This window comes from Acinetobacter sp. YH12108, from assembly GCF_013419055.1.
In the GTDB taxonomy this organism is placed as follows: domain Bacteria; phylum Pseudomonadota; class Gammaproteobacteria; order Pseudomonadales; family Moraxellaceae; genus Acinetobacter.
Window position 1 is genome coordinate 60,322 of the sequence record NZ_VPAW01000008.1, and the last position, 11,880, is coordinate 72,201.

13 protein-coding genes and 4 tRNA genes are annotated in these 11,880 nt (G+C 42.1%); 9 read left to right on the forward strand and 8 right to left on the reverse strand.

Annotated features, from left to right (window positions below; translation table 11 throughout):
* Positions 1 to 9: 9 nt before the first annotated feature.
* Complete coding sequence (locus tag FTU46_RS06850; protein WP_218951176.1) at positions 10 to 594, reverse strand: aminodeoxychorismate/anthranilate synthase component II; 585 nt, start codon at positions 592 to 594, stop codon at positions 10 to 12.
* 807 nt (positions 595 to 1,401) lie between these two features.
* On the opposite strand from FTU46_RS06850, the gene glnA reads away from it, so the two are divergent.
* From glnA to FTU46_RS06880, 6 genes are all read left to right on the forward strand, one after another.
* A complete protein-coding gene (gene glnA, locus FTU46_RS06855) occupies positions 1,402 to 2,817 on the forward strand; it encodes a type I glutamate--ammonia ligase (RefSeq protein ID WP_171064793.1) in 1,416 nt (471 codons plus the stop codon).
* 86 nt (positions 2,818 to 2,903) lie between these two features.
* Positions 2,904 to 3,179, forward strand: a complete 276-nt coding sequence (locus tag FTU46_RS06860) for a hypothetical protein (protein ID WP_180015586.1) — start codon at positions 2,904 to 2,906, stop codon at positions 3,177 to 3,179.
* A complete protein-coding gene (locus FTU46_RS06865) occupies positions 3,172 to 3,693 on the forward strand; it encodes a chorismate lyase (protein ID WP_218945655.1) in 522 nt (173 codons plus the stop codon). The genes FTU46_RS06860 and FTU46_RS06865 overlap by 8 nt, the downstream gene beginning before the upstream one ends.
* Positions 3,694 to 3,699: 6 nt before the next feature.
* Positions 3,700 to 4,578 (forward strand): 4-hydroxybenzoate octaprenyltransferase, encoded by an 879-nt coding sequence (ubiA, locus tag FTU46_RS06870; protein WP_034702847.1) that lies wholly within the window; start codon positions 3,700 to 3,702, stop codon positions 4,576 to 4,578.
* Positions 4,579 to 4,684: 106 nt separating this feature from the next.
* Positions 4,685 to 5,935, forward strand: a complete 1,251-nt coding sequence (locus tag FTU46_RS06875; RefSeq protein WP_180104622.1) for a S9 family peptidase — start codon at positions 4,685 to 4,687, stop codon at positions 5,933 to 5,935.
* A gap of 110 nt (positions 5,936 to 6,045) precedes the next feature.
* Entirely contained in the window at positions 6,046 to 6,306 is a 261-nt protein-coding gene (locus FTU46_RS06880) for a hypothetical protein (RefSeq protein ID WP_034702851.1), read from the forward strand.
* 5 nt (positions 6,307 to 6,311) lie between these two features.
* Here FTU46_RS06880 and FTU46_RS06885 read toward each other — a convergent pair whose 3' ends face one another.
* The 7 genes from FTU46_RS06885 to FTU46_RS06915 form a co-directional block, all read right to left on the reverse strand.
* Positions 6,312 to 6,746, reverse strand: a complete 435-nt coding sequence (locus tag FTU46_RS06885) for a DUF2726 domain-containing protein (protein WP_166137107.1) — start codon at positions 6,744 to 6,746, stop codon at positions 6,312 to 6,314.
* A gap of 71 nt (positions 6,747 to 6,817) precedes the next feature.
* A tRNA-Asn gene (locus FTU46_RS06890) sits at positions 6,818 to 6,893 on the reverse strand.
* A 6-nt stretch (positions 6,894 to 6,899) separates the two neighbouring features.
* Positions 6,900 to 6,975: transfer RNA gene (locus FTU46_RS06895), tRNA-Asn, on the reverse strand.
* 279 nt (positions 6,976 to 7,254) lie between these two features.
* Positions 7,255 to 7,330 (reverse strand) — tRNA-Asn (locus FTU46_RS06900).
* Positions 7,331 to 7,336: 6 nt separating this feature from the next.
* Positions 7,337 to 7,412, reverse strand: a tRNA-Asn gene (locus tag FTU46_RS06905).
* A 105-nt stretch (positions 7,413 to 7,517) separates the two neighbouring features.
* The gene (locus FTU46_RS06910; protein WP_004782758.1) at positions 7,518 to 8,144 is read right to left on the reverse strand and encodes a superoxide dismutase; all 627 of its coding nucleotides are present in this window, start codon (positions 8,142 to 8,144) and stop codon (positions 7,518 to 7,520) included.
* Between the two features lie 153 nt (positions 8,145 to 8,297).
* Positions 8,298 to 9,056, reverse strand: coding sequence for a Nif3-like dinuclear metal center hexameric protein (locus FTU46_RS06915; protein ID WP_125278371.1), 759 nt, complete (start codon positions 9,054 to 9,056; stop codon positions 8,298 to 8,300).
* Between the two features lie 170 nt (positions 9,057 to 9,226).
* Here FTU46_RS06915 and FTU46_RS06920 point away from each other — a divergent pair, with 170 nt between their 5' ends.
* The 3 genes from FTU46_RS06920 (at position 9,227) to rutD (ending at position 11,675) form a co-directional block, all read left to right on the forward strand.
* Positions 9,227 to 10,408, forward strand: coding sequence for a trypsin-like peptidase domain-containing protein (locus FTU46_RS06920; RefSeq protein WP_180104623.1), 1,182 nt, complete (start codon positions 9,227 to 9,229; stop codon positions 10,406 to 10,408).
* Positions 10,409 to 10,545: 137 nt separating this feature from the next.
* Complete coding sequence (locus FTU46_RS06925) at positions 10,546 to 10,803, forward strand: hypothetical protein (RefSeq protein WP_004782755.1); 258 nt, start codon at positions 10,546 to 10,548, stop codon at positions 10,801 to 10,803.
* Positions 10,804 to 10,883: 80 nt separating this feature from the next.
* Complete coding sequence (gene rutD / locus FTU46_RS06930) at positions 10,884 to 11,675, forward strand: pyrimidine utilization protein D (RefSeq protein WP_180104624.1); 792 nt, start codon at positions 10,884 to 10,886, stop codon at positions 11,673 to 11,675.
* Positions 11,676 to 11,880 lie beyond the last annotated feature (205 nt).

Genomic DNA, 11,880 nt, shown 5'->3' on the forward strand with positions numbered 1-11,880 from the left:
TTTTGCCCATTATGCGTAAATTTCAAGAAAGTTTTTAAAGATCTGATGACCATGCTGGCTCAGGATTGATTCCGGATGGAACTGCACACCTTCAATCGGTAGTGTCTTATGTTTAATCCCCATGATTTCTTCCATAGAGCCATCTTCTTCATTGGTCCAGCAGGTCACTTCCATGCATTCAGGTAAAGTGGCCTGATCAATCACCAGCGAGTGGTAACGCGTCGCAGAGAAAGGATTCGGCAAGTTGCTAAAAATACCTTTGTCGCTGTGATACATGTCAGACAAACGACCATGCATGACGCGTTTGGCACGAATAATATCGCCGCCAAAAGCCTGACCAATACTTTGATGTCCCAGACAAACACCGAGCAGGGGAATCTTGCCGCCAAAATGCTGAATGGCAGGAATCGAAATTCCCGCTTCACTTGGCGAACATGGACCAGGACCAATCACCAGATACTTGGGTTGCCATCGCTCAATATCCTCCAATGTCACGGCATCATTGCGGACTACTTTTACTTCTTGATTCAGTTCGCCAAAATACTGGACGATGTTATAAGTAAAGGAGTCATAGTTGTCGATCATTAGAAGCATGAGCTTAACCTATTGAAATTATTGCACTTAACTGTGCTAAAGTGATCCAGATTGAGCTTTATCGGGACTTGTTGCAAGTCTAGGGAATACACGACTAAATCGTTGATTTCATTGTGTGAAAATAAAGCACGCCTCATCATAGCAAAAAATAGCCACATCGGGCGCAATAATTTTTCAATTTTCAGCCTGGTGATTAGCTCACAGCCTTTTAAATATTTTAAATGTGCGTATAAGTAATTAACTGACGAAAAGTAAGTTTAAATAAATATTGCAGTTATTATTTTTTTAAATTAATAATAAATAAGTTTTAAATGATTAAAATAATTATGCTGAAAAAAACATCATTTGAATAATAATGCATGGGATAAATCAAACAATAAGATCGACAATTTGAATAAAAGTGACTCAAAATAGTGATCTTTTTTAATACACAAACCTCCAGATACCACTTTGTAACTGATAAAAATTAACCAGAATTAAACGAAATTGAATATTTTTTAAACTAAATTAGCATAAAAACGCAAATCCTCACTGAAAAGTGCTTCTATTCTTACCTAATATGAAATCATCGCACTATTTAGGTGCGCTAAAAAAATACCTGCAACAAATCTTAGGAAGAATGCTTGAATATAGTGCATTTAGTTTAAGTCACAGTATAATAGCGACAAGGTATTTTTATCTTCCTATGTTTTCTTATAAAGATTTCAAGATTTTAGATATACTTTTAAAAGTTGGTACGCTAATTGCTTAATAGATACCAACTTCTAACACGCACTTTGCGAGTGCAACAAAAAACATCGGAGCAAAATGAGCATGGCGAACAAGGTCCTTCAACTCATACAAGAAAGTGGCGCGAAATGGGTCGATTTTCGCTTTACTGATACCAAGGGTAAAGAACAGCACGTTACTTATCCAGCAGACAGTATTGATGAAGATACGTTTGAAGACGGCAAAATGTTTGACGGTTCTTCAATCGCAGGTTGGAAAGGCATCGAAGCATCGGACATGATCTTACGTCCAGATGCAGAAACAGGTTTCATCGACCCGTTCTTTGCAGAGCCAACTGTTGTTGTGACTTGTGACGTTATCGAACCATCAACTGGTCAAGGTTATGAACGTGACCCACGTTCGATTGCTCGCCGTGCAGAAGAATACCTGAAATCTACAGGTATCGGTGATACTGCATTCTTCGGTCCAGAACCAGAATTCTTCGTATTTGACGAAGTGAAATGGGACATCGACATGTCTGGCGCGCGCCACACATTGATCGCTGAAGAAGCTGCTTGGTCTACTGGTAAAGATTACGAAGCAGGTAACTCAGGTCACCGTCCACGTGTTAAAGGTGGTTATTTCCCAGTTCCTCCTGTTGATTCTCATCAAGATATGCGTGCAGACATGTGTGCAAAAATTGAAGAAATCATGGGCCCAGGTCGTGTAGAAGTGCATCACCACGAAGTTGCATCTTGCCAGTTAGAAATTGGCGTGAGCTTCAACACAATGGTTCGTAAAGCTGACGAAGTACAACAGTTCAAATATGCTGTTTGGAACGTTGCGCACCAATACGCTAAAACTGCAACCTTTATGCCTAAACCAATGGTAGGCGACAACGGTTCTGGTATGCACGTTCACATGTCGATCTCTAAAGATGGCAAGAACCTGTTTGCTGGTGATGAATATGCAGGCCTTTCAGAAATGGCATTGTACTTCATCGGTGGTGTGATCAAACATGCTCGTTCATTGAATGCGATCACTAACCCATCTACAAACTCATACAAACGTTTGGTACCTCACTTCGAAGCACCGATTATGCTTGCTTATTCAGCGCGTAACCGTTCAGCTTCTATCCGTATTCCTTACGTTTCTAGCCCTAAAGGCAAACGTATTGAAGCACGTTTCCCTGATCCAATGATGAACCCGTACCTAGGTTTCGCTGCATTGTTGATGGCGGGTATCGACGGTATCCAAAATAAGATTCACCCAGGTGAAGCTGCTGACAAGAACCTGTACGATCTTCCTCCTGAAGAAGAAGCGAAAATCCCTACAGTGGCACACAGCCTTGAAATGGCACTTGAATCTCTTAAAGAAGATCATGACTACCTGCTTAAAGGTGGCGTGTTTACTAAAGAAATGCTTGATGCTTACATCGAACTTAAGACTGAAGATGTACGTCGTCTAAACACGACTACTCACCCAGTTGAATTCGACATGTACTACAGTCTGTAATTCTGATCTGAATTTCACTGTAAAAAAGACCCGCCTTTGTGCGGGTTTTTTTGTATGATGCTGTTATTGATCAAAGATATGAAGTTATGGCACAACGTAAAAGACATACCGGCTTTTTTCCCTGGATTGATCCTCAGGATCATAGTAAAGGCTTTAAACTGAATTTTTCTGAAGTGACCTATGTAGAAGTTGCGCGTACACCTGAAGGTTATAAGCAGGTCGAGTTTGTGGCATTACGTCATCCTGAGCTGGCTTTGGACTATGACTACCCACAAAGTTTTTATCTCACCACAGATGGCATGATTTTGAAAAAGTTGCCAAATGGAAAATATGAAGTGATTGCCAAGACAGATAATGCCTAATCGTGAAGTTGATAACGTTGTGAGTGTAAAATTTAAAAATCCGCATGGACCGCATATACCTGCTGCGCTTCGAGAGTGGCTGTATGCCTCAGGATCATTGACGCAGCAATTAACGGATTTGGCCGGTGGTCAGTTCCGGGTAGAGCCACAGCAGGAACATTTTCAGCGTCTGGAATTTGTGGATGCGCGGTGGATGCAGATGCCACATCAGCATACGTCCTGGGTGCGAGAAAGTTATTTATATGGCTGTGAAGAGCAGCCTTGGGTCAAAGCAAAAAGTATATTTCCGATATTAAGCTTGCAAAAACGTGCGCGGATTTTTCAGCACATTGGATCGAAGCCGATTGGCTGGCTATTATTCCAGCGGACCAATCCAAACTGTGAACGACGTGTGATTTATCTGGAAGAGGGCTGGACCCGCCAGAGCTGCTATACTTGGCATGGTTGTAAATTTATTGTACAAGAAACATTTTTACCGGCATTTGAACACTTTATACAAAATCAACAGGCTTAACTTGATATGGCAACTGCACAAGCAATTACCTGGCGTGAACGTCTGAGCGCCTATTATTATCTTTGTCGTTTTGATAAGCCAATTGGCACAGAGCTGGTCTTCTGGCCGACCATGTGGGCGCTATGGGTCGCAGCAAAAGGAATCCCTGATCTCAGTATTCTAGTGCTGATGATTCTAGGTGTAATTTTTATGCGCGCAGCGGGCTGTGCCATTAATGACTTTGCCGACCGTAAAGTGGATGCGCATGTCGAGCGTACCAAAACCCGCCCCTTAGCCACCGGTATTATTAGTGCTAAAGAAGCAGTGATGGTCTTTCTGGTGCTCGTCGCAGCCAGTGCCTGCCTGTTATTTTTCCTGCCGATTGAAACCTTTTACTGGTCCTTTGGCGCGTTATTTTTAGCGTTCATTTATCCGTTTATGAAACGCTATACCCATTTGCCGCAGGTATTTTTGGGAGCTGCATTTTCCTGGTCCATTCCGATGGCCTATACTGCCGTCGGCCAGACGCCAGATTTAACTTGTTGGCTTCTCTATTTTGGCAATCTGGCTTGGACCGTGGCCTATGACACGCAATATGCGATTACCGATCGTGAGTATGATTTAAAGATTGGAGTAAAATCGACAGCCATTTTATTCGGTCAGCATGATATTCAGATCATTAGTACCTTACAGGTTCTAAGTCTGGTCTTGATTGGCACGGCATTATGGATTGAGGATTTGCTTGTTCCATTTGGCCTGATGGGGCTTCTAGCCGTCGCAATTGATTTTATTTATCAATGGTCAAAAACTCGAGATAAGGACCCGCAGCGCTGTTTCTGGGCTTTCCGTCATAACCGTTGGGTGGGGCTGATGATTTTTCTTGGAATCTTTGCCGCGCTTCTGTAACTGCACCTTGTCGATTCATAACAAAAGCATCCTATAAGGGTGCTTTTTTTTATGCTTAATTCAAGATTCTTCATGAAAATCATAAACAACAATAAGGGATTAGAATATGAATAATGTAGTGAAAAACGGTTTCAAAAAAACCTGTCTGGCACTGGTATGTTCCATGTCATTGTTTATGACTGCGTGTAATGACGATGATAATGATTCGTTCCGACCACAGGAAAGGGTATTTTTAAGTCAACAGTCTTATGATGAGGATACCTTGCCTGAAGCATCGGATATTCAAGTCATACGCTATAATATGCCAAACGTAAATGGTGAACGGGCTGAAGCGACAGCCATGGTGTTTTATCCAAATATACCTCAACCTCAAGACGGATGGAGGGTGGTGGTTTGGGAACATGGCACGGTGGGTAGCGGTGATTCTTGTGCACCAAGTAATAACCAGCTGAATAATAATTTTAGAGGATTGGCCAGCAGCTTGCTTGCACAGGGATATGTGATTGTTGCACCCGATTATGAAGGATTAGGTACTCGGGGGATCCATCCTTATTTAAATTTAAAAAGTGCGGCACAATCGGCTATCTATGCAGTAAGAGCCTTTAAAGAACAACAAGGAAATCGATTTAATGGTGCTTGGGTTTCAGTGGGACAATCCCAGGGAGGACACGCATCACTTGCAACAGCCCAGTTTGCCGATGAAGATCCAAATTATAAGGCGGCAGTTGCAGCAGCTCCGGCCTCAAGTCTGGGCTATATTATCAGTGAAGTAGCACCGCAAGCGCTTAGTGCTTTGGTTGAGGCTGGACAAGATAATGCTGCGAAAGCGGTCTATGCAGAATTATTGGCATATGCGGCTTATGTGGCTGTAGGGATTAAAGCTTATGAACCAGGCTTTAACTATCGCAATATATTTTCAAGCCGTGCAGCGATTGTGGCTGAAAAGGCAGAAGGTACGACTGGAGAAAATGGACTTTGTTTAGGGCCACTGATTACTGAATATATGCAAGATATTGATGATTATCTGGTGAATAATCCGGAAAAAACAGTCGTGGACTATCCGGGATTAGTAGAAAACTTCCAGAATAATTCGTCGGTTGAAAAGTTCCTTGAGAATAATCAGCCTGCAACTGAAAAAATTAATGTTCCTGTGATGATCATTCAAGGTACTGCAGATATGGCTGTTCCGTATCCAGTAACAAATACTTTACAACAGGGCTTGAAAGATATGGGAACCACAGTGAATTTTGTAGAGGTAGAGAATGCTTCACATACCGAGGCTATTGTACAAAGCAGAACCCAGCTGCTGACCTTTATTAATACCTATATGCCTTCAGGTATTTCTGTCAATCCTTAATCCTAAAAGGAGCTTCGGCTCCTTTTTATTCCTTGTGATGCTAGGCCTTGAGCAATCATTTAAGTTTGTTATAGTGGCTTAAGATTATAGGTTATCAGTGTAGGCTCGTTATGTCGGAACAGACAAAACCCCGCAGTATCAAAAAACTGCTTATCTTTGGAACCTTGGCTTTGTGTGTTCCAATTTTTTTGGTGACCATGGCATTTTTAGCTGTTAATAGTGATGCAAAAAATCAGGAAAAATATAAACAGCAACAAGCTGACATGATTGCCCGGATTGAAGCACGCGAAGCGGCTGAAAAATCAAAGGCAGAGCAGGAGACTCAAGCAACTCAAGCTGCTTCCGAAGCTGAAACAAATTCCTCTCATTAAACTATTTATCTCAAATCTCTTTGAAGCTGCCGGATCGTTGGAATTTCAGTGTAGCGGATGACTGTGTAGCCGGCAGCAATCAGCATCGCATCGCGTTCTGCATCTTCCTGTTCTTTGCCAATATGGGTGGGGTCATCCAATTCTATAATCGCCACTACATTATATTCCCGGTCCATCACCACAAAATCGGTCACTTTACGGTTGAACTTGCTGCGCATTTTCATATTGTCATGTGTGATCAAAGCACTAAATGCGACCTGTGCCAGAATGTGATGATGCGGAAAAGCATCTTTCAGGCGAGTAAACATCTTGCTTTCGAAAGCTGTAATGACACGCTTGGGATAGAATTTCGTCTGGCGGGTAAACAGATGGGGGAAGAGCAGGCAAATTAAGGCAAAGCTTGCCAGACAGCCAATCACAAAGAATATAAACTGACTCAAATCAAATACGGATCATAAAAGAGAAAAGAATAAAAAAACCCACTTCGCAATGAGTGGGTTTTTCAGAATCTTGGCTCTCCCACCTGGGCTCGAACCAGGGACCTGCGGATTAACAGTCCGTCGCTCTACCGACTGAGCTATGGGAGAATAGATTGGCTCTCCAACCTGGGCTCGAACCAGGGACCTGCGGATTAACAGTCCGTCGCTCTACCGACTGAGCTATTGGAGAATCTGCAAGCGATTATAGAGAGATTTAAAAAGGGGTCAAGGCACTTTTATAAAAAAGCTAAAAAAACTGAATCAAGTGTTTTAAAAATAATCAAAAATGATTGTAGTTCAAAATGTTATGTTTATGTAAACCCAGATTAAGGGTAGAGGGGTTGCGTGATTATTCGCTGCCATGGTTGCAAGTCGCTAAAACTACAAACAGGACTCATATAGATATTTAATCCCAAAAAGATAGACATAAAAAAACCCACTTCGCAATGAGTGGGTTCTTTCGGAATCTTGGCTCTCCCACCTGGGCTCGAACCAGGGACCTGCGGATTAACAGTCCGTCGCTCTACCGACTGAGCTATGGGAGAATAGATTGGCTCTCCAACCTGGGCTCGAACCAGGGACCTGCGGATTAACAGTCCGTCGCTCTACCGACTGAGCTATTGGAGAATCTGATGCGCATTTTAGGCAGGAAAACAAAGACCGTCAATCAATTCCTGTAAAGAAATGAATCATTTGCTTTTTTAATATGCACCTCAGGCCTAAAAATAAAAATTATTTCTCAACACCAGCAGGTTGACCTGCATATTTCGCGTTTGCGTAGTCCCAGTTCACCAGGCTTTCTAGGAAAGTAGAGATGTATTTAGGACGAGCGTTACGGTAATCGATGTAGTAAGCGTGTTCCCAAACGTCGATTGTCAACACAGCAATTTTACCGTGTGCCATTGGAGTGTCAGCATTTGAAGTTTTAAGGATAGAAAGGTTACCATTTACTTCATCAGCAACTAACCAAGCCCAACCTGAACCGAACTGAGTTGCAGCAGCAGTTGCGAACTCTTCAGCGAATTTTTCGTAAGAACCGAAAGCTTCGTCAATTTTTGCAGCCAAAGCGCCAGTTGCTTTACCGCCACCGTTTTTAGTCAAGCAGTTCCAGTAGAATGTGTGGTTCCATACTTGCGCAGCGTTGTTAAATACACCTGCTTTAGATGAATCACCAGCAGTTGCTTTGATGATTTCTTCTAGAGTTTTGCCTTCAAGCTCAGTACCAGCGATCAGGTTGTTCAGGTTAACCACATAAGTGTTGTGGTGTTTGTCGTGGTGGTATTCTAAAGTTTCTTTGCTGATGTGTGGAGCAAGAGCGTCGTAGTCGTATGGTAATGGTGGTAAAGTAATGGTTGTCATGTTTTCAATTCCTTGCATTTTGCTGGGTTTTGACAATAAGTGGCGTTATTGTAATAGATTCTTAGGCAAAAATGGGCACTGTGTATAAATAACAATACAGAATAAAGCCTGAAAATTTAAAGATAAAGCCACCAATGTACTTGCCAATCCAAATTAAATCGGATTGTTTAATTCGAAATAACTATACTCAATATTAAATTGTTCTGAAATAGCTTTAGCCAGACGTTGTACACCATATTTTTCAGTGGCGTGGTGGCCGCAGGCATAATAATGCACATCCAGTTCCTGAGCATCATAAAAAGTACGTTCACTGACTTCGCCAGAAATATAAGCATCACAGTCTTGTGCTGCCGCTTTATGAATATAATCCTGTGCACCACCGGTACAGAAACCGACTTTTTGAATCAGGTTTTTTTCGGCAGGTAAATGTAACGCATCATAACCGAGTCTTTCTGAAACATAGGCTTTGAATCCTTCTGGCGTCATGGCCTGTTTTAAATAACCAATATTCCCAATTGGACGGCGCTCATTCGGATCAAGCTGTTCAAGGTTTTCCAGTTCCAGCAGGTCTGCAATCGCAATATTATTTCCCAGCGTAGGATGGCTGTCTAAGGGCAGGTGATAACCGACAAGCGAAATATCATGTTGGATCAGGCTTTTAATGCGTTTACCACGCATCCCGGTAATCGGGTAGGCTTCACCTTTCCAGAAATAACCATGATGTACCAGTAACAAATCAGCACCTTGTTCAATCGCAGCTTCGATCGCAGTTTGGGAGGCAGTAACCGCACATAAAATTTTATTGACTTCAGCGCGGCCTTCGATCTGTAAGCCATTCGGTGCATAGTCCTTAAATTCGGAAGATGCCAAAGTCTGATCGCACCAGCGGATAATATCGTTTAAATTCGCCATAAAATTCCTGTCAGTTTATAAACTTGCCAATTCTTATTTATATGTCCAATTGTAACTAAAGCAGCACAAATCTCTGTGGATTTTTTTGTGTTTAGTTATGTATTTGGCATTACAATAGGATACAAATTAATTAGTCATCAACGAATTAAAATATTTTAGAGGATAGCAAAGTGCGCCGCACCTTTACATGGTTACCTTGGGTGTTACTGATTTTAGTCATTATCGGTTTTTTGGGGTGGCAGCAGCTGCAGAAACCTAAATCACCGATTGCGCCGGATGGTGTAAAAATGCCTGCTGAAAAAGTAGAACCGTTGATTGATACTTCGCGTTCTGGAGGGGTTGTCTCCTATAGTGCCGCCGTGAAAGTCGCAGCACCTGCGGTGGTGAATATCTTTACCACACAAAAAGTAAAACAGCAGGCGCATCCTTTACTGACTGATCCAGTCTTCCGTGAATTTTTCGGTGATCAGTTGCCAGACCAGTTTGGTCAGAGTCCAAATGAAAACAGTTTAGGTTCAGGTGTAATTGTACGTCCTGATGGTTATATCCTGACCAATAACCACGTGATTGCACAAGCAGACCAGATTGTGGTGGCCTTGCATGATGGACGCCGTGCCGAAGCCAAGGTCGTGGGTACAGACCCAGATACGGATTTGGCTGTAATCAAGATCGAACTTGAACAATTGCCAGTTTTGCCATTCAAGCTGAGTGGCAATGAAGTCGGTGATGTTGTTCTGGCTATTGGTAACCCGTTTGGTGTCGGTCAAACCGTGACTCAGGGGATTATTTCTGCGACAGGCCGTTCTGATCTGGGCATCAATACCTATGAAGACTTTATTCAGACAGATGCTGCAATTAACCCGGGTAACTCGGGTGGTGCATTGATTGATGTTGCTGGTAACCTGATCGGGGTAAATACAGCAATCTTCTCCCAAACAGGTGGCTCACTGGGGATTGGTTTTGCGATTCCCGCTAAAATCTGTCAGCAAGTGATGAATGCAATCCTGAAAGATGGCCGTGTCGTTCGTGGCTGGCTGGGTATCAGTCTGTTGCCGAAAGAACGTAATGATGTACTGCAACCTAAAGAATCAGGTGTAGTGGTCGCTGAAGTGCTGGAAAATGGACCTGCAGCAAAAGCTGGCATCCAGCGTGGTGATAAAATCATTAAGGTGAATAATGAAGTGATTACTTCTGCCTCACATCTGATTAATTTTGTCGCTTTACAGGCCCCAAACAGTACTGTTCAGATTGAAGTAGAACGCGCTGGAAAAACTATGACACTGGATGTGGTGATTAGTGAACGTAAAACGCAAAGCAGTTCTTCACAATATATTCCTTTACCAGGTCAGTAATTTTTTCTTCAGGAAAATCCCTCCATGTGAGGGATTTTTTATGCACGCTGTATTTACTATAGATACAAAACAAAAATATTTTATGTGAATTAAATCATTTAACTTCATTGAATAAAAATCAAAAAGGGTGAAGAACAATGAGTTTTATGACTGCGGATCAGGCCAAAATTTTATCGAACGTGGCTAATTTAAATATTGAAATGTACAAGCCTCGCTTGGCTCAACTGATTGAAGATAATGCCCGACTGGGCAATACCGCTGTGCTAACGGTATTTCCCAAACATTTGCCCTTGGAAGAAATTCGTGGTCTTTCGGCGGAATTGACTGAGCTTGGTTATAACGTACGCTTTGAGGTGCAGGAATTTTATTATAGCTTTAATGTCTACTGGCTATAATTTTATCAATTGTTCAAAAAAAATCCTGTTCAGGCATATATTTTGCTGCATTTACCTCATAACGAAACTATGAGAAATTTATGTCTTTATTTATTCATCCTGCAGCACGGGCAGATGCACCTTATGTGGTGCTTTCATCCGGACTGGGCGGGCATGCCAGTTTCTGGAATCCTCAAATTAGAGTTTTACAGCAGCATTTTCATGTAGTCACTTATGATCAGGAAGGCTGTCATTCAGATTCTGAACTCTTGCCCATGTCTTATTCGATCGACCATATGGCCTGCCAGATTCTGGATTTATTGATCAATGATGGTATTCGAGAGTTTCATTTTATCGGGCATGCATTGGGCGGACATATCGGCATGCAACTGGCGACCTATCAAACTGAAAGAAAGTTTAAGCTGCTCAGTCTGACCATGTTAAATGCCTGGGGAGAGCTTGATGCCCATACGCAGAAATGTTTCGAGGCACGGACTTCGTTATTGGTGAATAGCGGAGCAGAGGCATATGTGAGAGCACAGGCTTTATTTCTTTATCCGCCGCAGTGGATCTCAACCCATATTGATCAGTTAACCGAAGCAGAAAATAAGCAGTTATTAGACTTTCCACCGATCCAAAATGTTCTGGCGCGTCTACAAGCCGTGCAGGCTTTTAAACTAAACGAAGAGCATCAGCAAGTATTAAAAGATGTTCCAATCCATCTGATTGCCAATCAGGATGATTTTCTGGTGCCTTATCAACGGTCACAGCAATTACAACAATGCCTGCCGCATAGTTACCTCAGTTTGCTTGATACAGGTGCACATGCATCTACCGTGACCGAAACGGATCAGGTCAATCAGCTGATCCTTTCCTTCTTGATTTCCACTTAGTTTGAAGATTTTTTAAAAGCCAGACCTCCTGTCTGGTTTTTTATTTTTTCTAATTAATCATTTTGTAGCGTTAGTATGGTTTTTACTTCGAATTGATGCATGAACTGCAAATGCACAAATTGCTACGAGTGCACTTGAATGAAACAGTATGTTCAAAATTGACTCATAGGTAAAAATGGTTATTTTACTAAAAATTCAAAAAATA

Coding starts and splice junctions, on each gene's coding strand:
- FTU46_RS06850 (WP_218951176.1), bottom strand. CDS start 594: ATGCTTCTAATGATCGACAACTATGACTCCTTTACTTATAACATCGTC.
- glnA (WP_171064793.1), top strand. CDS start 1,402: ATGAGCATGGCGAACAAGGTCCTTCAACTCATACAAGAAAGTGGCGCG.
- FTU46_RS06860 (WP_180015586.1), top strand. CDS start 2,904: ATGGCACAACGTAAAAGACATACCGGCTTTTTTCCCTGGATTGATCCT.
- FTU46_RS06865 (WP_218945655.1), top strand. CDS start 3,172: ATGCCTAATCGTGAAGTTGATAACGTTGTGAGTGTAAAATTTAAAAAT.
- ubiA (WP_034702847.1), top strand. CDS start 3,700: ATGGCAACTGCACAAGCAATTACCTGGCGTGAACGTCTGAGCGCCTAT.
- FTU46_RS06875 (WP_180104622.1), top strand. CDS start 4,685: ATGAATAATGTAGTGAAAAACGGTTTCAAAAAAACCTGTCTGGCACTG.
- FTU46_RS06880 (WP_034702851.1), top strand. CDS start 6,046: ATGTCGGAACAGACAAAACCCCGCAGTATCAAAAAACTGCTTATCTTT.
- FTU46_RS06910 (WP_004782758.1), bottom strand. CDS start 8,144: ATGACAACCATTACTTTACCACCATTACCATACGACTACGACGCTCTT.
- FTU46_RS06915 (WP_125278371.1), bottom strand. CDS start 9,056: ATGGCGAATTTAAACGATATTATCCGCTGGTGCGATCAGACTTTGGCA.
- FTU46_RS06925 (WP_004782755.1), top strand. CDS start 10,546: ATGAGTTTTATGACTGCGGATCAGGCCAAAATTTTATCGAACGTGGCT.
- rutD (WP_180104624.1), top strand. CDS start 10,884: ATGTCTTTATTTATTCATCCTGCAGCACGGGCAGATGCACCTTATGTG.